This window comes from Streptomyces sp. NPDC002958, assembly GCF_055563255.1.
In genome coordinates, this window is the sequence record NZ_JBVHDS010000031.1 from 1 (window position 1) to 23889 (window position 23889).

A 23889-nucleotide genomic window follows, 5' to 3' on the forward strand; every position below is an offset into this window, starting at 1 on the left:
CCGCCGGGGCCACGGAGGCGCCCGCCGGCGTCGTCCCGGCAGCCTGCGCGGAAGTCGACGTCAGCGTGAGGGCCGCCGCCGCGGCACCCACGGTGGCGATCCCGGCGACGGACAGCTTACGGAAGCGGACGATGCGGCCGGTACGGACCTGCGTGTGCGTGGTCATACGGAAGAAACCCTCCAAAGGGGAACGTCGTGATGTCGCCGACCGGACTCGGTCACAGCGGCTTGCGGAGCAGAACCCCGCGCTGCGGGCCGGAGCGAACAGGCCCGGCGCAATCCGCCCGGCCCGGTCATGGCTCCCTGCAACGACAGCCATGGTTAGCGGCGGACGGACCACGGCGCAATGATGTGACGTACTACCCAACCACGGAGAAATGTCCGAAATGAGACGCTCTGCACCGTTTCTGCGCCTTTCTGGCGGCCCCACTCCTACTACCCGCCCTAGGATGTGACACAGCTCCTATGGGAGGCATCACACCGACAGGGCCATATCGAGGGCCTCGACCGGACTTTCGGCGCCCCCGAGCGAAGGACAGGACAGCGGCGGCACAACCGGCCCGGACCCGCAGCCCGACCAGCCAGGAAGAACAGCGACCGAAGCGAATCGCGCCCCGAGGCAGCACCGGCACAGCGCGGCCGAGGCAGGCCCGGGACGCGGCAGGCTCCGTCGGCGTTCAGGTCCTGAAAGCGCTCGTCGAGCAGGTCGGTGGCGCGCTGGGCCTCGGAGCCGGGCACGGCGAAGCCGGTCGGCGTCGGCAACGGGCTGGTGCCGCGGCGGACGAGGCGGTGCATCCGTGCGTCGCTGACGATGGTGGCATCGCGGGGGTTGGTACGCCGGATGTGCGCACCGGCGGGGCACCGGAAGCCGCGATCGTCGTACTCCCGGTACAGGAAGTCGTTGTTGCGGTGCGGATCGGCGCCCGGCGCCGCGTCATCGTGGTCCGGGCTCAGTGTCAGCGGTGCGTCGCTGGGTCAGCGCCCGACCATCTTCACCGCCAGGAGCGCCTCTTCCCGAGTGCGCGGTGACCGCGCCGTCGCCCTGGACGAGCAGCTCACCGCCATCCAGCTCGCCACCGGCCGCCTCGAAGCCGCCCAGCCCCCTACCACGCCCTCGCTGCCCGCGGGCCTGCGCCCACCGACGGCAAGCCGGCTCGGGACTCAGCGCACCTCGACCTGATAGGCAAGTAAGCAGTTGCCTATCCTGTGGTCGTGGCCGACGAGCTTTTCCAGGCCTTGGCCGACCCCACCCGCCGCACCATCCTCGACGAGCTCGCAGAGAGGTCCGGACAGACACTGTTCAAGATCTGCTCGCGACCGAGCATGAAGCATCAGCTCGGTATCTCGCGCCAGGCGGTCTCCCAGCACCTCGCCGCGCTGGAGGCTGCCGGGCTCGTCGAAACCACGCGGGAAGGCCGCTACAAGTTCCACAACCTGAACACAGCCCCGCTGCGGCAGATCGCCGAGCGATGGCTCGTGCCCGACACATCCGGACCGGAGAAGAGCACCCCATGAAGATCCATCTGACCAGCATCTTCGTCGACGACCAGGCCAAGGCCCTGCACTTCTACACCGAGATCCTCGGCTTCGTGAAGAAGCACGACGTCCCGGTGGGCGAGAAGGACCGGTGGCTGACCGTTGTCTCGCCCGACGAGCCCGGCGGCACCGAACTCCTCCTGGAGCCCGCCGGCCACCCGGTCGTCAAGCCCTACCGCGACGCGCTCGTCAAGGACGGCATCCCGCTCGCCCAGTTCGCCGTCGACGACGTGAAGGCGGAGTACGAGCGCCTGCGCGGCCTCGGCGTCCGCTTCACCCAGGAGCCCCTGGACATGGGCGCCGTCACCACCGCTGTCTTCGACGACACCTGCGGCAACCTGATCCAGATCGCGACACAGCCGCAGTAGCCGGTCGCCCGCGTGCGGGGCTCGGCCGCGGCGAGGTTCGAGGACAGCGAGCCGCGCACCGTTTTCGAGTGGCCCAGGCGCCGAATGTCGGCGTACAAGTGAACGTGCACGTGCGCCCTACTGGCGCGCAACGGGGCGGGGAAGTCGACGTCCATCGGCCTGCTGCTGGGGCTGGACCCTGGACCGCCTGGCGTCGCGCCACCACCAGGCCACCGCGCGGGCCTGCCACCGGCAATTCGACCCCGCGTGATCAGGAACTACAGCTGCCGTACCCAACTGATGGTTCCAGAATGAAGCCGAGGCGGGCGTGCTCGATGCGCACGCCCGGCCGAGTCGACGCTGGGAACACCGTGCCGACTGTGCTCGTTCGTTCGGCTGTTGGGTCGTCCCACAATAAGGAGAGCGATGCCGGACTCGGGATTCCCGCCTATGCAAGCGCGTGGCCGAGGAGCCAGCTGGTATCGCGGAGACTGCCACATCCACTCCGTGTACTCGGACGGCGAGCTCACCCCTGAGCAGTTGGCAGCCGACGCTCGCACAGTAGGACTCGACTTCATCGCCACCACGGAGCACAACTCGGCGAACGCGCACAGCGCCTGGGGGCGCCATGCCACAGATGACTTCTTGATCCTCCTAGGTGAGGAGGTGACCACCAAGACCGGGCACTGGCTCGCTCTCGGCATCGCCCCAGGGCAGGTGATCGACTGGGACTATCGCGTGGGGGACGGACTCATCGACCGATGCCTGGGCCAGGTCCGCGAATCCGGTGGACTGTGCGTGGCCGCGCACCCGCACGCGCCCTATCCCTCAGGCAGCTTCATGTACCCCTACCAGGGCCTCGATGTGGTCGAAGTATGGAACGGGCTGTGGACGTCGGACCGGCCATGGAACGCCGACAACGAGGCCGCCCTCGCCGAGTGGGGTCGAGGCCTGGCGGAAGGAATACACGCGGGGCGCTGGCAGCCGGCCATGGGCAACAGCGATACCCACCTTGACGGTCAGATAGGCATCCCGCACACCGTCGTACTCGCCGAGGATCTGAGCACGCCGTCCATCCTCGCCGGGATCCGTGCGGGCCGCAGTTGGATCGCCGAATCGGCTGCCGTCGATCTGTCGCTCACGGCCGTCGCCGCCGGCAACAACGCGGGGATCGGCGAACGACTGGCAACTCACGGGGAACCCGTCATGGTGCGCGCGCACATACGCGGTGTCCCATCGGCGACCGTCAGCTTCCACACCGACCGGGGCAAAGTCCACCGCGAAACGCTGCCAGACTCCGGCGTGGGCACCACCAAGTGGCACACGACATCGGCAGACTCGGCGTTCGTCCGGATCGAGGTACGCCATCCGCATGGCCATATGGCCGCTCTCACCAACCCGATCGTTCTGACTTGACCTCCAGATTGCCTCGGGACGGCTTGCGGCGGCGTCGAAGGCAGATAAGGCTGCAGGCCAGCTGGAGCAGGCACGAATGGACGTGCCGCGTCGGGCGATCAATGGCAGACACCAGCCGCAAAGTAGCGGGGCGATCACGTATTCACCGCTGCGGCGGTCTGTTCGTCATGTTCGCGGAGCATCCGCATGACGGTGGCAGACGAGGGGTGCTGGCCCTTCTTCGCACCTGTGGTGATGACGAGCTTCTTGGCGATGTCGCGCAGGCTCATCTCCTGGTCGCGCAGGTGGAGGGCCATGGACAGCATGGAATCGTCGGTGACGCCCGCGCCGCCGATGGTCTTGCCGCGATTGCGGGCGGACTCGTGGCCTTCAAAGGTGCGGTCGCGGATGTACTCGCGCGACATGCCGGACATGGCCTCGAGCACGGTGAACACGATGCTGGACGGGTCGTGCGAGCCCTTCAGCTCTCCGGTGAGGAACTCCAGCCCGACGTCGCTCGCCTTGAGCTCCTCGGCGAGCATGGCGAGTTCAATGCCGCGGCCAAGCCGCTTGTGCTCATGGACGACGAGCGTGACGGCAACGCCGGAGGAGCGGAGAGAAGACCCGCGTCACCCTGGCCTCGGCGAGGGAGTCGAGCTGTGCGTCGAGGGACTGCCTGGCGGTCGAGGCGCGGGCGTATCCGAGGCGGACGCGCCCGACCGGTTCGGCCCCGGCGCTCACCGGCCGGGGCAGCACGGTCCACACGGACCCCGGCTTGCGTACGGCGGGGGTCGGCACTGATCGCCGCAGATGGGCCGACGCGCGGCGCGGCGTTTCACAGGCGATCACCTATGAAACGCGTTGCTCCGACGACCAACCGTTACCCCCTCCGCCATGGGTGCGGTGGCGAGCGTCCCCAGCCTTACCCCTCGGGTGCATCCAGCTTCGGCGCCATGAAGTCAATCTTTGTGGCAGGCAGGACCCGAACGCTGCGATCGGGAAAGTCGATGTGCCGGTAGATTTCGTTGTGATGGGCGATCGACTGGTCTGGAAGGGCGAAGTCCGTTGGCTGGGAGCGGACCGATGTGGTGTGCCCGTCCGCCACCAGCATCAGGTCGTAGCCGTGGCTGAGGGCCTGGCGGGCGGTCGTCTCCACGCAGTTCTCGGTGGCAAAGCCGGTGACCACGACCTCGGTCACTCCGAGCCGGATCAGCGTCTCGTCGAGATCGGTGTCCAAGAAGGCGTCCGCACAGGTCTTCGTCACCACCGGCTCTCCGTTCCGCGGCGCCAGTCCCGGCAAGGCATCGCCGCACCCTTGCTGCTGAACCGTGATGACGGGAACGTTCGCAGCACGCGCCCGAGAGCTGAGTCCCGCGATGGTTCCGACAGTTTGGTCAGGGCGGTGCATGATGGGCCTCATGTTGTGCTGCATGTCGATGACGAGGAGCGCGGCACGGTGCGGCGTCGGTGGCATCGGCCTACCGTAGCTCTCCCTCTGCCGTGGCGACGGACACTCCCGAGGCATCGTGTTGGCCTGCATCCGCGACTCGCGTCCGGCCTGCTAGGCAGGCGGCACCCGCAATCGGAAGGATCAGGAGCGCGAATGCTCCGGCAAATGCCGGGAGCCGGTTCGTTGACGCCGCTGAGACTGCCGTGAACAGAGCCGACGTCACGGCCAGGACCAGGGTCTGGCCGAGGTTTTGCGAGGTCTGCATCGCGCCGCTTGCGTAGCCCTGCCGGTCAGCCGAAGTGTGCGCGAGCGACAGCAGTGTGAGTGACGGCGTCACGAGCCCCATGCCGACGGCGGCCATCGCCATTGAGGACACCGCTGCGGCCGGAGGCATCGCCGGCATGGTGCACAGTGCCGCCACCGCCACCGCGGCCGCCATGATTCCGGCCCCGATGGCGACCAGCCGGTGCCGCGACACCCGGTTCTGCAGGCGACCCTGCACCCAGGAGGCTCCGGCCCAGGCAAGTGCCGCCCCGGTGAACGCGAACCCTGTAACAACGCCTGGCACATGTCGGGCTGTGCTGAGCATCAGGGGGACGAAGGCTTCCAGCGTGAAGAACGCGCCCGAGGTCAGCGCCCGCAGGAGCACCGTAGCGGGCAATCCGCCCCCGGCTCGCCAGGTATGCGGCGGCAGCAGCCTCGGGGCGAACGCCACGATCACCACTACACCAACCGACGCGCACACCGCGTGCCATACATTCCAGGTGGAAACGCCGTACTGGGTGAGAGCCGCGGCCACGCTCACTGCCACTGTGGCGGGCAGGGCGGGCCGCCGCACGGGTGCCTCGGGACTTCCAGATTCTTGCGATGCTCCTGGCTGTGCTGGTCGTCCGCGAAGGAGCAGCACAGCGACCGCGGCAGGGATCAGGGTGAGCCCGGCGACGCCGAAGAACACCGCTCGCCATGACCACGACGCGGCCACGAACCCAGCGAGCGGGGGGCCGGCTAGTGACGGTACGATCCAGCACGCACTCATGAGGGACAGGGCGCGGGCGCGCAGGTGATCCGGGTAGGACTGCCCGATGGCTGTGTTGACGGACACCGCTACCAGGCCCGCTGCGATCCCGTCGGTGAAGCGTCCCAGGACCAGTTGCCAGATGGTGGTACTAGTTGCGGAGACGAGGAGCGTCGCGACGGTCAGGATCACCCCGGCTGCCAGCGGTCGCCGGGCCCCGTCGCGATCCGCCCATGTCCCGCCCAGCACACCACCGAGCAGGCTCGCCGCCACGAACGACCCTGCCACCAGCGGGTAGAGACCGACTCCTTCGAGGTCTCGGGCGGCCACCGGCAGCACTGGCATCACCGCCAGCGCTGCGAAACCGGTCAGGAACATCACCGCGGCGAAACTCGCCGTAAGCGTCAGATACGTACGGGAGAAGAGTCCGGCAGTGGGAAGGGGGTCCGACGGTTCACGGCGGTCACCTGTCACCGGAAGCAAGGTACGGCCCAACTCCAACCGCACGCTTGCGGAGCTCGGGCGGGTAAGGGGAGGGACGTGCCCTGACTCTGATCCATACATGGCATCGAGTCTCCATTTCATCCGGGGCGGTTCACGCAGCTCATCGACGTCCCACTTCGCCCGGTCCAGCGAATGCTGCTGCCCGTCTGGGCAGAGCCGGCCAACGCACTCGGCCAACTGACAGCCGTTCTTGCGGAAGACCGGGCCCAACAGCCCACGCACACACGCCTTCGCTCGCCGCCGCAGATCCGCCTGCGGCTGGACGTCGCCGACCTGCAGCAGCGACTCCTCCAACTGAGCATCCCACTGAAGCACTTGCACCGAATCGCCGAACCAGGCGTCCAGGAATGGGAGTTACTCGACGAGCCTGATCAGCGAACTACAGCTGAAGGGCTAACGGCGAGGCGGCACCGATTTGCATCAACCACGGGCACTAACATGAAAGATGGCAACCGCACTCACACGAGTTGGAGATCGAAGTGGAAGACCAACTGCAGGAACGGCACGGATTTCAGGTACTCATGTGCGATCCGGCAGGGCCCAAGGTGGTCACCACGCAGGATGCGCAGGACCTCATCGGCTCGGTCTTCCTCGGCGCCGAGATCGTGGCTGTGCCTGCAGACCGCTTTGACGACCAGTTCTTCGCGCTGGACACCCGCTTCGCGGGAGAGATCATGCAGAAGTTCGTCAACTACCGGCTCCGCTTGGCCGTCATCGGCGACATTTCCCGCCATCTGGAGGTCAGTGGCGCACTGCGCGCCCTCGTTCACGAATCCAACACGGCAGACCACATCTGGTTCCTGCCCGACATCGAGACTCTCGACGCACGGCTGAAGGCCAGGTCTGCGCGCAGGCCGTGATCGACGAACTGATACGGCGCCGGCTCTGCCGCAAGGGTCTCTTTCTGACCGCAATTTCACTTGAACGACGCTCATGAATCCGAGAGTTGGCTCGGTAGGACTTGTCGCCTCAGTAACCGTGAACCGACTCAACTCGACCGTAAGGAAGATAGCCGCCATGTGCATTGATCGGATGCTGTACCCGGTGCCCACCGAACCTCTGATCAGTCTGCCCGCCGGTGAGATCACGCTGCGCGACGAGGGCACCATGACGGATTGGAGGGTCGAGGTGGCGGCCTTTCGGTTGGCGGCAGCTCCCGTCACCCGTGAGCTGTACGCAACCGTGCTGGCGGAAGCCCCGGATTCCACCCCCACAGGGCGGGGGAAGCCGGTGACCGAGGTGTCGTGGATCGACGCCGTGCGCTTCTGCAATCTGCTGTCGCACTCGGCAGGGCTCGAGCCTTGCTATCCAGAGATCGACGAACCGGACGCGGAAAAAGTGGTCTGCGATTGGACGGCCGACGGCTACCGCCTCCCGTCCGAGGCGGAATGGGAGTACGCATGTCGGGCCGGCAGTCCCGACGTCCGCCATGGCGAGCTGGACGACATCGCTTGGTACCGGGGAAATTCCGGCGACGAGGTGCATGACGTCGCCACCCGGATCCCGAATGCCTGGGGATTCCACGACATGATCGGCAACGTGTGGGAGTGGTGCTGGGACGTCTACGACCCGGCCGTCTACGGGCCTTACCGTGTCTTTCGCGGCGGAGGCGCTTACGACCCGCCCCGGGCATGCAGGGCGTCTTGCAGGCGCAAGAGCCACCCGACATTCCGTATCGACGACCTGGGCTTCCGGCTCGCTCGATCGGGATGACGTGGTCCCACTGGCGTCGCCGCCACCAAGCACGCGTCCGCCGCAGCCACTACGAGCAGCGCGGCCACACGTTCGCAAGACGACCCGCGATCACTCCGCAATCAAGCCGGTGGATCCGGGCTCATCCGGGCGCGCCAACTACGCTATGCCGATGTCCGTCGTACCCGCACTTTTCAGCGATGCCGAGACCGACCACCCCGCCATCGCCCAGTGAGCAGCGTGCTGGAGCCGCCGCGGGCGAAGATGACCAAACTCGCCGATCGTGGCTGGCTGCACAAACGGCCCGACGGACGGTTCACGCCGCGTCGATAGCCACCGGGAGCCCGTAGGTGCGGGCCTGTCGCTGCTCATCGGGCTCGGCCAGTTGCTGTTGAGCCGCGCCGCCGACGTCAACGACGTCATGCTCACCTCGTGCGGGTGGGTCCTGGGCGCCGGGCTCACCCGGATTCGTACGCGGGCCTCGTAGCCTTGCCCAAAGTCCGGTTTCCGACGCTCAGAAACCCGGCTTTCGGCCGGCGGGTGACCGGCAGTGGAAGGCTCGGTGAAACTCAGTCATCTCTGGTTGCCGGGTGTGGTGCGAGCACTGCAGGGTTGGGGCCGACCGCCGATCTCCTCACCACGGAAGTTCTTGACTGTGCGTCTGCTGACGTTTCTCGCCTCCCTTGTTGCTGTCCTCTTCGTCGCCACTCCGGCACAGGCGCACGTCCGCGAGACCTCGGTCTCGGTCGACCTGCGCAGCCAGCGCGACGGCGTCGCGGCTGTCGTAGACATGGAGTACGACGTCCTCGCCCGGCTGCTGAGCCTCGATGGCGCCCTGAGCCCGGACGCGGTCGGCGTGGACGGCGCGGCCGCCGAGGTGCCGACCGGGGTGCGGCGCAGTTCGCTGGACGCGCACGCGAGCGATGTGGCGCAGTACGTCGGCGAGCGGCTGCGGCTGAGCCGCGGCTCGATCGGGTGCACCGCTGAGGACGGCGCCCGCGTCGAACTCGCCGACTCCGGCGCCGCGCGGGTCGCGCTCGCCTACGACTGCCCGGCGTCCGGGGCGCTCACCGTCCGCAATGACATCTTCCGCCCCTCCGACGGCGTCATCGACGGCACCACCACGAAGGTGGTCTACGACATCGATGGCAGCCGCGGTTCGACGCTGCTCGACACCGCCCGCACCAGCGTCACGGTGGGGCACACCGATCTGCTCAGTGAGATCCCGCGGTTCGTCAAGCTCGGGGCAGAGCACCTGTACTTCGGGCTCGACCATGTGCTGTTCCTGCTGGCGCTGCTGCTGGGCGCGAAGCGGCTGCGCGACGTCGTCGGGGTCGTCACGGCCTTCACGGTCGCGCACTCGGTGACCCTGGTGCCGGCCGCGATCGGCTGGGTCAGCGTGCCCGGGTGGATCGTCGAGCCGCTCATCGCGCTGTCGATCGCGTTCGTCGCGCTCGACAACCTGCTTTCGACGAGGACGAGGCACCGGCTGCCCGTGGTCTTCGGCTTCGGGCTGCTGCACGGGCTGGGCTTCGCGGGCTCGCTCAGCATCGACGGGCCGCTGTCGGTTTCGATGCTGGCCAACCTGGTCGCCTTCAACGTCGGCATCGAACTCGCCCAGTTGACGATTATCGCGCTCGCCTTCCCGGCGCTGCTGTTCCTGCGCAGGGTCGCGACCACGCCGGTCGCCGCCCGCGCCCTCAAGCTCGGCACCGTCGCGGCGACCGTCGTCGTCGCAGGTACCGGTCTGGTCTGGTTCGTAGAACGTTCCCCGCTCCTGACCTGACACCCACCCACCCGCACTCCCAAGGATCTTGATGTCCGTGTTCACCTGGACACGCGCACGCGTGCGCGCTGTCATGTACACCACCATGCTGGGGCTCGCCTCCAGTGTGGTGGCGGGCCCGCTCACGTTGTACGCGGCGACCGCCATCGACCCGCCGGAAGCCACCGTCAGCGGCGTCGCGTACGTCGACGCCGACGGCGACGGTCGGCGCAGCTCCGACGAGGCCGGCCTGGCCGGTGTGCGCGTCTCCGACGGCACGGTCGCCACCACGACCGCCGCCGACGGTTCCTACTCGCTGACGATATCCACCGACCGTCGCAAGACGGACATCGTGTGGGCCGGCCAGCCGCGGGGCTACCGGTTCGACCTGGACGAGTACAAGGAGCCGAGGTTCTGGGCCAACCTCGGCCAGCTCGCCGACGACGCCACCCCGACCGCGGACTTCGCGCTCGTCCGTGACGAACTCTCCGACGGCGACACCTTCTCCTGGGCCAACATCGCCGACCCGCACGTCAACGCACAGCTGCCCGACCAGGTACGCGAGATCAACTCCACGGGCACCGACCTGCGGTTCATCGCGGTCAGCGGCGACCTCACCAACAACGCCAGCCAGGGGCAGTTCGACACGTACCGTCGCGGCACCCAGCAGTCGGCCGTCGGCGTCTGGCCGGCCGTCGGCAACCACGAGTACGCGGGCGGGTCGGCGTACGCGGACAGGATCGACAACTACCGCAAGAACCTCGGTCCGGAGTGGTACTCGTTCAACTACGGCAACCGGCACTTCGTAGTGCTGGAGAACAATGGCGCGGCGCCGTTCGAGGAGGAGCTGAACTGGCTCAAGGACGACCTCGCCGCGAGCGTTCCGCTGGACGACGACCCGGCCAACGACATCGAGGTCGTCGTCCTCACCCACCAGCCGATGAACGTTCCGTTCGGCTCGCCGTCGACGTACGACGCCTTCGGTGAGGTGCTCGAGCAGTACAAGGCGCAGCTGATCCTGGTCGGCCACGAGCACTCCAACCACGTCGAGAACAAGTCGGCGTTCGCCTCGACCGCCAAGCACATCCAGACCGTGTCGAGCTCCTACACGATCGACAACGCGCCCCGCGGCTTCCGCTACATCCACATGGCGGGTCCGGGGTTCGAGAACCCGTTCCGGATGTACGGCGAGAACGAGCACCTCACCATCGTCAGCCCCGCGCCGGGCTCGAAGGTGCCGGCCGAGAAGTTCCCCGGCATCCAGATCAACGCCTACGACACCGGCGACGAGGTCGTCTCGGCGCGCTACCGGATCGCCGGCGACAAGAAGTGGAGGCCGCTGCACCGCAGCGGCGAGTTCACCTGGCAGAGCAACTTGCCCGACAGCCTGCAGACGGCCGGTCAGCACAGCGTCGAGGTGAAGGTGACCGACGCGGCGGGCAAGACCTGGACCAAGTCCGCGGACTTCACCCTCACCGACGAGCCGGCGCTCAATCCGGTCGCCGACGGTGACTGGGACCAGCACCACGGCAACGAGGGCCACTCCGGTGTCGCGCCGGCGCAGGAGGCCGGCCGCCGCCTGGCCTGGAGCTTCCGCACCGACGGCACCTTCCTCACCGGGTCGCCGGTCATCCACGACGGCGTCGTCTACGCGGGCACCCGCGACGAGAACGGCGACGGCAACAGCCGGATCCACGCCGTCCAGCTCAAGAACGGCAAGGAGCTGTGGAACTTCGAGGTGCCGCAGTCCATCCACGGCAGCCTCGCCTACGGCGACGGTTTGATCTTCGCGCCGACCCTGGGCTCGGAGCTGTACGCCGTGGACGCGAAGACCGGCGAGCTGCGCTGGAAGGCCGAGCCCGAGGAGGCGCCGGCCCCGAACAACCAGCGCACCTACGGCTACTACTCGCCGACCGTCTCCGGCCACACCGTGCTCTGGCCCTACCAGACCCGCTTCGGCATCGGCAGCCAGGGCGTCCTCAAGGCGCTCGACACCCGCACCGGCAAGCAGATCTGGGCCTCCCCGATGTCCGGCGCAACCATGAGCGACGGCACGCCCGCCGTCATGGACGGCACCGTGTACGTCGGCAACCAGACCGCCGACCGCGTGCTCGCCTACGACCTGGCCACCGGCGCCCGCAAGTGGACCGGAACCGAGTCGCTCGGCGGCTGGCAGGACGGCGTGCCGACCGCGGCCGAGGGAAAGGTCTTCATCGGCTCCAACAACGGCATCGCCGCCCGTGACGCCAAGACCGGCGAGACGCTGTGGACCTACCGGAGCTCGCGTTCCTCGCTCGTCTCGAGCGGCTCGACCCCGAGCGCCGCGGCCGTCAAGAACGGCGTCGTCTACATGGGCTTCCCGAGCGGCGCCGTCGTCGCCCTCGACGCCCAGACCGGCAACGTCCTCTGGGAGCGGCTGCTGCCCGGCGACATCTACCACGGTGGCGTCATGTCCAGCCCGGTCGTGGCCGGTGACACGCTCTTCGTCGGCGCCAACAACGGCAGGTTCTACGCCCTGGCCACCGACACCGGCCAGATCCTGTGGAACCACGAGACCGGCACCTGGGTGGGCGCCGGCCCTGCCGTCAGCGGCAACACCGTTGTGACGGGCGCCTGGGACGGCAACCTCTACGCCTACGTGCCGGGCGGCGAGTCCGCGCAGCGCTGGGCGACCGTGACCGGTACGGTCAGCGACCCGGAGACGGGCGCTCCGATCGCCGGCGCGAAGGTCACCGCCGTCGCCTCCGGTCAGGACACCGCGGTGACCAGCACCGACGCCAAGGGCCGCTACCTGATGGGTCTGCCGGCGTCGACTTGGACCGTCACGGCGGCCAAGCGCGGCCTGATCGCCGACGACCGCTCGGAGGTCAGCGTCACGGTCGGCACCACCGGCAACGAGAAGGCCGACCTGAAGCTGATCAAGGTGAACCACCCGGTCGCCGGCAAGTCGACGTACGCGCCGGACTACGGCAATGGCAGCACGCGCAAGGACGTCGTCACGGGCAGGGAGTACTACTACCTGGCCAACGACAAGGTCCGGGCGTCCGTGACGCCGTACACCGGCGGCAACAACGGTGTCGGCGGTCTGGGCCAGGGCGAGCTGTCGGACGTCATGCTCAACGACGCCAACGGCGCCGAGACCCTTGACTGGGGCGAGATGCTGCTGCGTCCGAGCCTCACGCCGCCCGACTCGTGGGACCGGCCGAACGACCAGCTCGACCTGCCCGACCTCGCGGTCGACGGCGCGGCCGTGGTCGGCAAGGGTCAGCACCGGGGGAACGGGGCCATCAAGGCGCAGGTCCGCTACGAGACCCTGCCCGACGCTCCGATCGTGAAGATGACGGTCAAGCTGACCAACACCGGCACCACGGGCTACCAGGGCTACTTCAACTACATGATCGACCCCGACAACTCGGTCGACAACGGCCGGATCCCTGGGGTCAGCGGCACCAACCCGGGTCTGAAGACCTCGGGCTGGACCGGGAACTACGTCTACGTCGGTGCTGACACGGCTACCACGAACGGCCAGGCCGCTCATGGTCTCGCCTGGGCACAGGACACGCCGGCCGCAGTCGGTGCGTTCGGCTACATCGAGGGTCTCTACTACGACGCGACGATGGAGCCCGGTGCCACCAAGCAGTTCAGCTTCTACCACCTGACCGACTACGCGACCGCCGGTGGCGACCCCACCCGCAACATCGCGAAGTGGGCCGACGAGATCGACCTGCACGACGAGGCCGTCCCGGATGCCGCTCGCGCGACCGGCACGATCACCGCGGACGGCTCCGCCGTCTCCGGTGCCCGGGTCGCCCTCGAGCAGGACGGCAAGGTGGTCGCGACCACGAGCACCGACGCCCAGGGCAAGTACCGCGTCAAGGCCCCGGCCGGTCAGTACGACGTCCGGGTGTCCAAGCTGGGCTACCGGACGGCCGCCGACAAGGTCACCGTGCCGGCGGCGGGCAGCGGCGTCGCTGATGTCGCGCTGAGCCCGGTCAAGGTCGAGGCGAGCTACGGCAAGCAGATCGGCTCGGGTCTGGTCGAGGCAGGCCACGGCGACGTCATGCTCGAGAACGACAAGCTCTCGATGGCGATCGCCGACGCTTTCAACGACTCGCAGCTCTCCGGTAGCACCCGCGGCAAGCCGGTCGACATCGCCGTCCGCGGCAAGGCCGACCAGTTCGACTGGATCAACCTGCCCTACGTCTCGGCGACCCAGCCGACCGGCGGTAACGCGTGGGACGTCCGGACGGTGGGGGCGACCGACGTCGAGATCGTCCAGGCGACCGGCGACAAGGCCGTCGTCCGGGTATCCGGGCCGGTCGACGGCTTCACGGGTCTGACGGCGAGGACGACGTACACGCTGAAGCCGGGCGACAACTTCGCCACGGTCTCGACGGAGCTGAGCAACTCCGGCTCGGTTCCACTCAGCGTGTGGACCGGTGACGCGATGGACCACGACGCGGCCGGCACGGCCAGTGTCATCCCGGGCGCCGGCATCGTGACGCCGGGTGCGCCGGCGGCGTACACCCCGACGAAGCCGTACATCGGCATGAGCGGGACCGACCCGCAGGTATTCGGTCTCGTCTACGGCACGCCGGCGAGCGCCTTCGACGTCTACGCCGCGGGCAACTGGGTGATGAGCCGGTTCAAGGTCGACGTGCCGGCGGAGGGCTCCTACACCCTCACCCGCAAGCTCGTTGTCACCCCGGGCACCGACCCGGTGGGCATCCTCGACGAGGTCCCCGCGCCGTAACGCACACCCACCCCACCACACGGGGCCGGCCCGGACTCCCACCGGGCCGGCCCTGTGCGCCGATCCGTCAGAACAACGCGGCGGGTCGCGTCAGGTGGACTGCATCACCACGACGGTGCGCGGGCCGCCCGTGATCGACTGCCCCGCGGCCAGCGGCGTTCCCACGCAGAGGGCGGCGTCGGTCGACAGCACAACGAACCCGCGCTGGGCCCAGTCGTGCTCGGGCAGCACGATGTCGATCGGCTCGGCGGAGTGTGCCGTTCGGAAACTCATCGCTCTGCTCGGAGGGGGTGTGGGGCTCGGTGAGTCGTCGCGCAGGTCCGGCAGGGTGCCCGGGGGCCCCGCGTCGATCTCGTGCTGCTTCAGCCAGTTCCGCAGTGTCTCGCAGAAGCCGATGTCCGTTCGAACGTGCCGTCCATGGCTCACGCCGGAAACGGGTGCGGAACTCCCACCCGGTCCCGTCGAGGTCCCGTCGGCCGTCCAGCCGCTTGCGCCCCGCGACGGAGCGGGCAACGGCGGCGGGACGAACCACGGCTCGGTACTCCCGGTCAAAGCCTCGAAGACCCTTGGCCACCCTTTTGTCACGGGCAGCTGAGGAACGATCAGCCGATCTCCAACGGTGGCTGTCCGGCTGGTGATTGTCCAGGCCGCGCGCGCTGATGCATGATGGGGACGACCCGAGTTGATCAGGGTCCGACTCTTGACCTGCACGGTGGGTGGTGGATGGCGAGCGGCGCTCCTCGGCGCGGGCTGCATGGCCGGCGCAGCGAGTGCGGGGCGTTGGATCAGGTGATCGTCGGCGCCCGGAAGGGCCGGAGCCAGGTACTGGTGCTGCGCGGCGAACCCGGAGTCGGCAAGTCCGCGTTGGCTCAGTACCTGGTGCGGAGCGCGACAGGGTGTCAGGTCCTACGGGCTGTCGGCGTCGAGTCCGAGATGGAGCTGGCATTCGCCGGATTGCACCAACTGTGCATGCCGATGATGGGGCAGCTCGATCGCCTTCCCGGCCCACAGCGCGATGCCTTGTCCGTCGCGTTCGGGCTGAGGGCGGGGAGCACACCGAACCGCTTCCTGGTCGGTCTGGCGGTGCTCAGCCTGCTGGCCGAGGTGGCGGAAGAGCAGCCGCTCGTCTGCGTGGTGGACGATGCCCAGTGGCTCGATCGGGTCTCCGCGCAAACACTGGCCTTCGTCGCGCGCCGACTGCTCGCGGAGCGGGTGGCGTTGGTTTTCGCGGTGCGTACGTCGACGCCTGCTCCGGGCGACGACCCGCTGGTGGGTCTGCGGGAGATCGTGGTCCAAGGGCTGCGCGACGACGATGCGCGTGCACTTCTGGAGTCGGTGGTCCCCGGACGGTTGGATGAACGCATCCGGGATCGGATTGTCGCCGAGACCCGCGGCAACCCGCTGGCTCTACTGGAATTGACCCGGGGGTCCACCGCGGCCGAACTGGCCGGCGGTTTCGGGCGGCCGGACGCGCGGCCGCTGGCGAGTCAGGTCGAACAGAGCTTCCTGCGGCGGATCGGGTCGCTTCCGGATGCGGCGCAACGGTTGCTGCTGGCGGCAGCCGCGGAGCCGGTGGGGGACGTGCCGTTGCTGAGGCGGGTAGCCGAGCGGCTCGGCATAGGCGCTGACGCCGCGGGGGCGGTCGAAGCGGCGGGGCTGATCGAGTTCGGTGCGCGGGTGCGGTTTCGTCATCCGCTGGTGCGCTCGGCGGCCTATCGCGCGGCCGACCCCGAAGAACGTCGGGAAGTGCATCGTGCGCTGGCCGAGGTGACCGATCCCGATGCCGACTCGGATCGCCGAGCCTGGCATCGTGCCCACGCGGCGGTCGAGCCCGACGAGGTCCTGGCCGGCGAGTTGGAACGTTCAGCGGGCCGGGCCCAGACCCGCGGCGGTATCGCGGCGGCGGCCGCGTTTCTGAAACGTGCGACCGAGCTGACGCCCGATTCGGTCAGACGGGGAACGAGAGCGGCGGTGGCAGCGCAGGCCGCGTTCGAGGCTGGGGCTCCCGACACGGCACTCGAACTCCTCGCCGTCGCGGAGCTGAGTCCGTCGGACAAGATTCAGCACGCCCGGCTGACCCGGCTGCGCGCCCAGATCGTGTTCGCGCGCCGACGCGGCGGTGAGGCTCTGCCGTTACTGCTCGACGCAGCCGACCGGCTGGCACGGGTCGATGACCAACAAGCGCGTGAGGCGTACCTCGATGCGATCGGAGCGGCGGTCTTCGCCGGTCGCCTCCAAGAACGTATCGGGGTGCGGGAGGTGGCCGAGGCCGCCCGCTCTGCGCCGCGCGGGCCACAACCTCCGCAGCTGACGGACATACTTCTCGATGGCCTGGCGACGTACCTCGCCGAAGGCTGCGTCGAAGGCGCGTCGCTGTTGAAGCCCACGCTGCGGGCGTTCAGGCGAGCCGCCGGACACGGCGAGGACGACGTCATGCGCTGGCTCTGGCTGACGTGGCTGGTCGCCGGTGACATGTGGGACGACGAGACGTGGCATGTTCTGACTACACACGCGGTCCGGTCGGCTCGCGAGACCGGTGCGCTCAATTTCCTTCCCCTGGCGCTCGGTTACCGGGCCGCCGTGCACGTGCACGCGGGTGAGTTCGATGTCGCCTCGGCGTTGATCGACGAGTCCGACACGATCACGGAAGCAACCGGTCACTCGCCCATCGCATACCCCTCGCTTCTGCTCATGGCCTGGCGTGGCGACGACGCCCAGGCGGCGGAGCTGATCCAGAGCGCCGCTCGCGACGCGATCACCTGGGGCGAGGGGCGGGCGATCGGTCTGGAGCACTACTTGCGCACGATCTTGTACAACGGCCTCGGCCGGTACCAGGACGCCCTGGCCAACGCCGAACGGGCAGTGGAGCACAAGGATCTGTGGACGAGTGCCGGCCGCACGCCGGTCGGAGGACCAGGGATCGCCCGGACACCGGGGTGTGGACCAGGGATTTCCTGGGCGCGATACAGGGGGCCGCGGCGCGAGCGTGTTCGCAGTGGCATCGACGGATGCCGAGTGTGAACGGAGCCCTGACCGTGTCCATGATTCTGCCGAAGCCGTATGCGGACCACCCGTCGCCCCCCGCGGATGTCTCCCTGGACGAGGCTGCCTCTGTCTTCGTGGGGCTGCAGCCACGTCTTTTCGGCATTGCGTACCGGATGCTGGGAAGTGCGACCGAGGCCGAGGACGTGCTCCAGGAAGTGTGGTTGCGTTGGCAGAAGACCGACCGTTCGGCAGTGGTCAACCCCGCGGCCTTCTTGTCGTGCGCCACCGCCCGGCTGACCATCAACGTGGCCCAGTCCGCCCGGGTTCGCCGACAGAACTACATCGACCCATGGCTGCCCGAACCCATCGACACCAGCAGCGACCCCGAGGCCGGCGTGCAGCAGGCGGAGGAGCTGGACCTCGCGCTGCTGCACGTACTGGAGAGGCTGACCCCTGTCGAGCGGGCCGTTTACATATTGCGCGAGGCCTTCGTATACACCTATGCAGATATTGCCGACATACTTCGGCTCAGCGCTGTCAACGCCCGCAAAATCGCAAGCCGCGCCCGCCGGCATCTCCTGACCGAGCAACGGGAGGTCGTGGACGCAGTGCAGCATCGACGGCTTCGGGAAGCCTTCGTCGCGGCGGCCCGGACCGGAGACGTCACCTCCTTGGAAACATTCCTCGCCCCGGACACCATCGGCCGCTCCGCCGGGCACGGCACGCGCGGCTCCGCCCGCGACTCCGCACCGGGCCCCGCCCACGTGGCGAACGTCCGGACCTCCTCCCGCGGTCCGCATCGCGGCGCCCGGAGCCAACCGTCACGGGCCTCCGCCCACCGGCACGGCCCGGCCGCTGCCGGCGTCATTTCTGGCGGCTGACGTCAACGGCTGTCCGCCGGCGTCCTCACCGGACCGAGGATGCAGCCCCAGTCGCAACCGACCGGGGCGACCGGCTCACCCGCCCGGCCAGTTCGGCTGAGCCGCGCGGCTCGGCCGGACACATGACCGGCTCCTCGCCCCGAGCCTGTGGCGGGGAGCCGACGCGATGGAGCAGCCGGGGCAGGCGCTGGAAAAGGAGCCGGCCGCGGTCGTCGCCCATCTCGGTTCTGTCCGGCGGGAACTCGTCGAGAAGCAGGTGCTGGTGCGTGTCACAGATCCGTCAGCTGCTCGGTCAGTCGGTGTGAAGGAGCGCAACGGCCCGGCCCGGTCTCGGCGGCCCTGGACGAAGGGGCGTTGTCTCATCGGACGGAGTCGCCGCAACACAGCGTCGGCTTGAGGACGAAGCCTCCGTCACCGGACGGCCGACATCATTCCGCCACGCAGCACATGCCACGCGCTCCGTCGACAATACGTATGCCTCATGCCAGAAAGGAACCCTGGACATGCCCGATGAGCAGCCACTCGTCCTCGACCCCGCCGGTGCCGACCACCACGCCGAGGACCGGGCCCTGCGCGCCCGCGGGGCAGCCACTCTCGTGGACATCCTCGGGGTGACCGCGTGGTCCGTCTCCGATCCCGGCCTCCTGAAGCAGCTCCTGACGCGCACATACGTCTCCAAGGATGCCCGCGCGCACTGGCCGGCCTTCGCCGACACAGTTCCGACCTGGCCACTCGCTCTCTGGGTGACGGTCGACAACATGTTCACCGCTTACGGCAGCGACCACCGTCGCCTGCGTCGTCTGATCGCCCCGGCCTTCTCGGCCCGACGTATCGCTGCCCTGGCGCCCGTCGTCGAGAACCTCGTCACAGGCATCCTCGACGATCTGGACGCCCTTCCGGCCGGTGAAGTGGTCGACCTGCGCGAGCACTTGGCCTATCCACTGCCGATCGCGGTCATCGGTCGGATGATGGGTCTGTCCTCCGCCCAGCTGAACGGGCTCCGTACGGTGGTGGACCGGGTGTTCGCCACTACCCTCTCCGCTGACGAGGCCGCGGCGAACACGGCCACCCTCTACCAGCTTCTCGACGAGTTGATCGCCGTGAAGCGGGCTTCGCCCGGCGACGACATGACCTCTCTCCTGATCGCCGCCCGCGACGAGGAGGGCGACGGCAGTGCGCTCAGCGACTCCGAATTGCGCGGCACCCTCGTGTTGATGATCAGTGCCGGATACGAGACGACCGTCAACGTCATCGATCAGGCGATCACATCCCTGCTGACCGACCCGGAGCAGCTTTCCCACGTCCGTACCGGCCGGTGCGACTGGGATGACGTCGTCGAGGAAACGCTGCGCCACGAACCGGCCCTCAAGCACCTGCCTCTGCGCTACGCGCTCGAGGACATCCCACTGCCCGGCGGGCGGACCATCCGGACCGGGGAGGCGATCCTCGCCTCCTACGCAGCCGCCAACCGCCACCCGGACTGGCACGGTGACGACGCCGACCTCTTCGACGCCACCCGAACCACCAAGGATCACCTGGCTTTCGGGCACGGCGTCCACTACTGCCTCGGCGCCCCCCTCGCCCGCGTCGAAGTCGCCGCCGCCCTGCGTCAGTTGTTCTCGCGCTTTCCCAAGGTCCGACTCGCGGTACCCGCCAGGGAACTGCGGCCTCTGCCGACCTTGATCAGCAACGGGCACGTGGCCCTTCCCGTTCGCCTGCGCCCGGTGGCGCAGTGATGGCTCCACCTGCGAGAAGAACGGCCACGACCTCGCCTGCCCGCGACCACACCGCTCACTCCGGCGGACGGCCTCATCGCCCGACACCTCGTATACGGGCTCACAGCTCGCCGGATCGCCACCGCCGCACCGCTGTCGCTCGACCCTGCGTACATCTGTCTCCGCACCGTGCAAGGGTCACCACGGCGAGGAGCATCGCCGCCGATCGACATGACCACGGTCCAGCCCCGGGCCCAATGCGTCCTCGGCGCGCCGGCCTATGCACAGGCCGCAAGGGTTCGACATCGGTCTGGGCCGGAATCCGAGCAGGACCTCTGCGTATTCTGAACTGCGGCACAGGCCGCCTGATCGGCCTTCAGATGGCGGTCCTGCGGTTGGCGGAACGCCGCACCGCTCTGCCTGATACGGACGACGGCCGCCGTCGTTCGACTGGTCGCGCACCGACGCCCTCCCACGCGAGGAAATGGCCGAGGCATTCGCCGAGGAGCCTCGCTGGGTGGACCTGCGCTGGTTTACGCAGCCCACATCAGGCCAGCTCGGCGGATCCCCGGCTGCTCGAGTGCGTGGCGGAGTTCGTCGCCCCCCTCACCGGCAAGGTCCAAAAACCGACCTCATCGGCGACCATGTGCGACAGCACCGCCGTACGGTCCGCTGGATCAAGGCGACGGTCAGCGTGCTCGCCGCACTGCTGCTCATCGCCGTGACCGGCGGTATCACCGCCAACAGCCGACGCAACAGCGCACGCGCCCAGACACTCCTGGCCCCGTCCCGGCAACTCGTCGCGGAAGCCTCGTCGATCCGGGACGCCCAGCCCGGCCTGGCGAGGCAAGGTCAGCCCGAGCACCACAGGGAAGCCACAGCAGCACGTCCTCCAGACGGTCTCGCGCCACCAGAGGATCACAGCAGTGGTTTCCCGGGGCGCACGGACCTGTCCGGATAGATGGTCACCGCCGGCGGGCACTCGGTAGATTCCCGCCATGAGTGATGACGAGGACTACCTGGAAAAGAGCCCAGCTGCCGCACGGATGGGGAAGGCAGCCGAGTATCTGGTTGCGACCTCGTGCATCCTTGCCACGGGCGGTGAGTTGAACGTCTCCACCTCGCTCGTGGACGACGAGGGAGTGGACCTTGTCTTCCACCGGCGCGGAAGCTCCGCGACTCTGGCGGTGCAGGTGAAGGCCCGGATGTCCACTGGAACGCAAGTTCAGCAGGGCAGGCTGATGGCCTTCGTGCGGTCGCAGACGTTTCAGCCGCGGACCGACCTGGACATGCTGTTCATCGCCGTGGATGTAGAGCTGGGGGCGATCATGATGGCCTGGCTGATACCGAGCGGCACGTTCGGCGAGATGGTGACCGAGCCCAACAGCAAGGGGCGCTTCCGGTTCTCGGCTTCGATGAAGCCGGACTCCAAGGATCGCTGGAGCCCGTTCCGGCTGACGGCTGCAGAACTCCCCAAGCGCGTACTTGCCCGACTTGCCGAGTTGGAGAGGGTGGGAGTCGAGTAGGCCTGTCGAACGAGGCCGGCGTCCGGTGGCGACGGTCTCAGCGGTGAGCTCGGCCAGGGCTTGGCGGGCCCGTTCTTCGCTGGGGAGGGCGACCTTGCGGCTCACGGGGCCTCCGGGTGGTGGCGGGTGAGGAAGCGGACGAGTTCGTCCCGGCGGTCCCGCAGCTGGTGCTCCAGCAGTGGGGGCAGCGGCGGACCAGTGGAGAGCCGCTCGTCGATGACGGCCATGAACGACATGGCTCGCTTTTTCGGCTTGTCTTCAGCCCGAACTCTGTCTCGTTCTCCCGTAGCCCGCACCATCTGCATCCGTAGATACTGCTGGTCGTGATCAGATCAAGAGCTACACGGTACCTCGCCACGCTCACCGCAAGCCTCTTCCTGATGCTGGGCATACAAGCCGCTCCCGCGTCCGCAGAAACCTTCTGCGGTACCCACTCAGTAGACGGCGCCATCTGGACGGAGTACACCCAGACACCCGGTGTGCAGCAATCCCTCGGCTGCCCCACCTCCGATGAACTCGGCCTTCCCGACGGTGCCGGACGGCGCCAGGTCTTCGAGCACGGCTCGATTTACTGGAGCCCGAACACCGGCGCCCACGCGATCTGGGGCCTGATCGGCGACAAGTGGGGAGCCTTGGGTTGGGAGGGGGGATCACTCGGATACCCCACGAGTGACGAACTGACCCTTCCGGACGGCGTCGGTAAGCGTCAGGTCTTCGCGGGCGGCTCGCTCTACTGGCACCCCACCCGGTCGAACGGCGTACACCCCGTCTGGGGCGTCATCGGGCAGCGCTGGGGTGACGCAGGCTGGGAGGGCGGCCCGTACGGCTACCCCATCACCGACGAGCTCTCCCAGGAGGGCGTCACCCAGATGTTTGAGCGTGGTCCGATCCGATGGTCACCGGGCGAGACCCCCAACCCGCAGTGGGCACGGGCGAAAGCAAAGCACATCGACGGCAACGCGAACGCGGGCGATCAGCACGAGACCGCAACGCTGCTGCCCAAGGGAGCCGATCGCGGAATCGTCCTCGTGCGCGGCTTCATCGGCGAGGGCACCCCGCTGACAAACGCCATCGGCGAGCATCGCAAATGGAGCACCGACCCTGAAGCCGGCGCGAAGGCAACGTTCGCTTGGGACACGGCCACGGGCCAGGTCGGCGTCTACGTCGAGCACTCCTGCATCCAGGGGACCGGGTGGTGCCGTGACGCCAAGCCTTTGGTTCGCACCCAGCACGCCCGGGTGGTGGACGACAGCACCGCGCCGACGAATGAGTACTGGGTCGAGCCGTACGGTGACGGCGGTATCCGGATCGACGTGTCGATGGTCAACGCATTCGTTGACGCACCGCTCGCGGACACCCAAAATCTTGGGCGGATTAACGCGACGTTCTACGTGTGGCCGCACGGATACGACGACAAGAACCGGAATTTCACCGGCTTCGACAGCAAGACACAGAAGGACAAGTTCCCTTCCTGGGAAGTCCTGCGCTATCCGCGCCTCAAGGAGAATTCCGGCGGACTAGAGGCCCTTTGGCAGGCCACCGTCTGGCAAGGCGCCGTCTCCGATCTGAAAGCTCCGCAGCACACCTGCACCCGGATTGGTCCGGATACCGCCCCCGTCGACATGAGCTGCGCCTGAGTCCTTCAACAGCTCAATCAATTCAATTGGCGTAAAGCCCCGTTCTCCTTCATGAAGGAGAACGGGGCTTCGCCGTACGCGAATTCGCTCCTCGCCTTTCATCCCGGTCGCGCCGGTCACCGAGATTGGTGATCTTCGCCTGAACTTCAATGCTCTGTTTGAATTCAGCGACTCGGAGGGCGAGGAACTGAATCTGGGCTGCGGCATGAGCGAGCTGATCCTGCAGCTCACGGTTCCGTCGACGGAGTTTGGCGTTTCTGGCGGAGAGCCGGTCGAACTCGCTGCGGGCGCCGCTCGGAGGCCTGGCGGGTTCCGAGCGGCGCTGGCTGATCTCGGCGGCGATGTCCGGGGAGTTCCGGCGGAACGTGGTGTTGCTCATGCCGACCTGTTGAGCCAGGGCGAGAACGCTCGGACGCCGATTCCGCTGCTCGCAGGACACAAGCATCTGCTGGATTTTCTTGCGGACCAGGGCCTCGGTGATTGAGGTCACGTCAACGTCTCTTCGCGCTGGTTGTTGCGCAGGAACACAGTGATCTCCGCATGCCGCTCGCGTATCCGGGCCGCCAGCAACAGCTGGAGAACCGCGCCCGCGCCGTGGCATACGCCCTGCGTCTGAGTCCACCCCCGTGGACCCAAGTGCTGGTGGGTGGTGGCCCGGTAGTTGTCAGTCGCTGCCAGTGCTCAGGGT

General features: G+C 68.1%; 21 protein-coding genes. 15 read left to right on the forward strand and 6 right to left on the reverse strand.

The annotated features are described in order from the left end of the window. Positions 1-1018 precede the first annotated feature (1018 nt). The 4 genes from ACZ3IC_RS30585 (at position 1019) to ACZ3IC_RS30600 (ending at position 3299) form a co-directional block, all read left to right on the forward strand. Positions 1019-1180, forward strand: coding sequence for a hypothetical protein (locus tag ACZ3IC_RS30585; RefSeq protein WP_467421482.1), 162 nt, complete (start codon positions 1019-1021; stop codon positions 1178-1180). Between the two features lie 32 nt (positions 1181-1212). After that, positions 1213-1515, forward strand: coding sequence for an ArsR/SmtB family transcription factor (locus ACZ3IC_RS30590; RefSeq protein WP_467421484.1), 303 nt, complete (start codon positions 1213-1215; stop codon positions 1513-1515). Continuing rightward, entirely contained in the window at positions 1512-1904 is a 393-nt protein-coding gene (locus ACZ3IC_RS30595; RefSeq protein ID WP_467421487.1) for a VOC family protein, read from the forward strand. The genes ACZ3IC_RS30590 and ACZ3IC_RS30595 overlap by 4 nt, the downstream gene beginning before the upstream one ends. A 429-nt stretch (positions 1905-2333) precedes the next feature. Beyond that, entirely contained in the window at positions 2334-3299 is a 966-nt protein-coding gene (locus ACZ3IC_RS30600; protein WP_467421579.1) for a CehA/McbA family metallohydrolase, read from the forward strand. A gap of 134 nt (positions 3300-3433) precedes the next feature. Here the strand turns inward: ACZ3IC_RS30600 and ACZ3IC_RS30605 are convergent, their stop codons facing one another. From ACZ3IC_RS30605 to ACZ3IC_RS30615, 3 genes are all read right to left on the reverse strand, one after another. Further along, positions 3434-3820 (reverse strand): recombinase family protein, encoded by a 387-nt coding sequence (locus ACZ3IC_RS30605; protein ID WP_467421489.1) that lies wholly within the window; start codon positions 3818-3820, stop codon positions 3434-3436. 380 nt (positions 3821-4200) lie between these two features. After that, positions 4201-4752: an isochorismatase family protein gene (locus ACZ3IC_RS30610; protein ID WP_467421491.1), complete on the reverse strand. Its 552-nt coding sequence runs from the start codon at positions 4750-4752 to the stop codon at positions 4201-4203. Positions 4753-4756: 4 nt separating this feature from the next. After that, positions 4757-6121, reverse strand: a complete 1365-nt coding sequence (locus ACZ3IC_RS30615; protein WP_467421582.1) for an MFS transporter — start codon at positions 6119-6121, stop codon at positions 4757-4759. 605 nt (positions 6122-6726) lie between these two features. Here ACZ3IC_RS30615 and ACZ3IC_RS30620 point away from each other — a divergent pair. The 5 genes from ACZ3IC_RS30620 to ACZ3IC_RS30640 all read left to right on the forward strand — a co-directional run bounded on the left by ACZ3IC_RS30620 (position 6727) and on the right by ACZ3IC_RS30640 (position 14457). Further along, positions 6727-7107 (forward strand): DUF4180 domain-containing protein, encoded by a 381-nt coding sequence (locus tag ACZ3IC_RS30620; protein ID WP_467421494.1) that lies wholly within the window; start codon positions 6727-6729, stop codon positions 7105-7107. Positions 7108-7291: 184 nt separating this feature from the next. After that, the gene (locus tag ACZ3IC_RS30625) at positions 7292-7960 is read left to right on the forward strand and encodes a formylglycine-generating enzyme family protein (RefSeq protein WP_467421495.1); all 669 of its coding nucleotides are present in this window, start codon (positions 7292-7294) and stop codon (positions 7958-7960) included. A gap of 262 nt (positions 7961-8222) precedes the next feature. Next, positions 8223-8426 (forward strand): hypothetical protein, encoded by a 204-nt coding sequence (locus tag ACZ3IC_RS30630; protein WP_467421498.1) that lies wholly within the window; start codon positions 8223-8225, stop codon positions 8424-8426. Positions 8427-8594: 168 nt separating this feature from the next. Further along, on the forward strand, positions 8595-9725 hold the full coding sequence (locus ACZ3IC_RS30635) for a HupE/UreJ family protein (protein WP_467421584.1): 1131 nt from the start codon (positions 8595-8597) through the stop codon (positions 9723-9725). 61 nt (positions 9726-9786) lie between these two features. Beyond that, on the forward strand, positions 9787-14457 hold the full coding sequence (locus ACZ3IC_RS30640) for an outer membrane protein assembly factor BamB family protein (RefSeq protein ID WP_467421500.1): 4671 nt from the start codon (positions 9787-9789) through the stop codon (positions 14455-14457). A 90-nt stretch (positions 14458-14547) separates the two neighbouring features. On the opposite strand, the gene ACZ3IC_RS30645 is transcribed toward ACZ3IC_RS30640, so the two are convergent. Continuing rightward, positions 14548-14883 (reverse strand): hypothetical protein, encoded by a 336-nt coding sequence (locus ACZ3IC_RS30645; RefSeq protein ID WP_467421502.1) that lies wholly within the window; start codon positions 14881-14883, stop codon positions 14548-14550. Positions 14884-15180: 297 nt separating this feature from the next. On the opposite strand from ACZ3IC_RS30645, the gene ACZ3IC_RS30650 reads away from it, so the two are divergent. The 5 genes from ACZ3IC_RS30650 (at position 15181) to ACZ3IC_RS30670 (ending at position 21564) form a co-directional block, all read left to right on the forward strand. Next, positions 15181-17478: an AAA family ATPase gene (locus ACZ3IC_RS30650; RefSeq protein ID WP_467421505.1), complete on the forward strand. Its 2298-nt coding sequence runs from the start codon at positions 15181-15183 to the stop codon at positions 17476-17478. A gap of 20 nt (positions 17479-17498) precedes the next feature. Beyond that, positions 17499-18323: a sigma-70 family RNA polymerase sigma factor gene (locus tag ACZ3IC_RS30655; RefSeq protein ID WP_467421586.1), complete on the forward strand. Its 825-nt coding sequence runs from the start codon at positions 17499-17501 to the stop codon at positions 18321-18323. Between the two features lie 503 nt (positions 18324-18826). Beyond that, the gene (locus ACZ3IC_RS30660) at positions 18827-20059 is read left to right on the forward strand and encodes a cytochrome P450 family protein (RefSeq protein ID WP_467421506.1); all 1233 of its coding nucleotides are present in this window, start codon (positions 18827-18829) and stop codon (positions 20057-20059) included. A 625-nt stretch (positions 20060-20684) separates the two neighbouring features. Further along, positions 20685-20999, forward strand: a complete 315-nt coding sequence (locus ACZ3IC_RS30665) for a hypothetical protein (protein WP_467421508.1) — start codon at positions 20685-20687, stop codon at positions 20997-20999. A gap of 37 nt (positions 21000-21036) precedes the next feature. Continuing rightward, positions 21037-21564 (forward strand): hypothetical protein, encoded by a 528-nt coding sequence (locus ACZ3IC_RS30670; RefSeq protein ID WP_467421510.1) that lies wholly within the window; start codon positions 21037-21039, stop codon positions 21562-21564. Positions 21565-21665: 101 nt separating this feature from the next. Here ACZ3IC_RS30670 and ACZ3IC_RS30675 read toward each other — a convergent pair whose 3' ends face one another. Then, positions 21666-21800 (reverse strand): hypothetical protein, encoded by a 135-nt coding sequence (locus tag ACZ3IC_RS30675; protein WP_467421511.1) that lies wholly within the window; start codon positions 21798-21800, stop codon positions 21666-21668. An 87-nt stretch (positions 21801-21887) separates the two neighbouring features. On the opposite strand from ACZ3IC_RS30675, the gene ACZ3IC_RS30680 reads away from it, so the two are divergent. Beyond that, positions 21888-23201, forward strand: coding sequence for an LGFP repeat-containing protein (locus tag ACZ3IC_RS30680; protein ID WP_467421513.1), 1314 nt, complete (start codon positions 21888-21890; stop codon positions 23199-23201). A 49-nt stretch (positions 23202-23250) separates the two neighbouring features. Here ACZ3IC_RS30680 and ACZ3IC_RS30685 read toward each other — a convergent pair whose 3' ends face one another. Beyond that, on the reverse strand, positions 23251-23691 hold the full coding sequence (locus tag ACZ3IC_RS30685; RefSeq protein ID WP_467421514.1) for a hypothetical protein: 441 nt from the start codon (positions 23689-23691) through the stop codon (positions 23251-23253). Positions 23692-23889: the final 198 nt, after the last annotated feature.

Excerpts from the sequence above, each read along its gene's own strand:
- ACZ3IC_RS30595 (WP_467421487.1), top strand. The coding sequence starts at position 1,512 with ATGAAGATCCATCTGACCAGCATCTTCGTCGACGACCAGGCCAAGGCC.
- ACZ3IC_RS30600 (WP_467421579.1), top strand. The coding sequence starts at position 2,334 with ATGCAAGCGCGTGGCCGAGGAGCCAGCTGGTATCGCGGAGACTGCCAC.
- ACZ3IC_RS30605 (WP_467421489.1), bottom strand. The coding sequence starts at position 3,820 with ATGCTCGCCGAGGAGCTCAAGGCGAGCGACGTCGGGCTGGAGTTCCTC.
- ACZ3IC_RS30610 (WP_467421491.1), bottom strand. The coding sequence starts at position 4,752 with ATGCCACCGACGCCGCACCGTGCCGCGCTCCTCGTCATCGACATGCAG.
- ACZ3IC_RS30615 (WP_467421582.1), bottom strand. The coding sequence starts at position 6,121 with ATGTTCCTGACCGGTTTCGCAGCGCTGGCGGTGATGCCAGTGCTGCCG.
- ACZ3IC_RS30650 (WP_467421505.1), top strand. The coding sequence starts at position 15,181 with ATGGCGAGCGGCGCTCCTCGGCGCGGGCTGCATGGCCGGCGCAGCGAG.
- ACZ3IC_RS30655 (WP_467421586.1), top strand. The coding sequence starts at position 17,499 with ATGATTCTGCCGAAGCCGTATGCGGACCACCCGTCGCCCCCCGCGGAT.
- ACZ3IC_RS30660 (WP_467421506.1), top strand. The coding sequence starts at position 18,827 with ATGCCCGATGAGCAGCCACTCGTCCTCGACCCCGCCGGTGCCGACCAC.
- ACZ3IC_RS30670 (WP_467421510.1), top strand. The coding sequence starts at position 21,037 with ATGAGTGATGACGAGGACTACCTGGAAAAGAGCCCAGCTGCCGCACGG.
- ACZ3IC_RS30675 (WP_467421511.1), bottom strand. The coding sequence starts at position 21,800 with ATGTCGTTCATGGCCGTCATCGACGAGCGGCTCTCCACTGGTCCGCCG.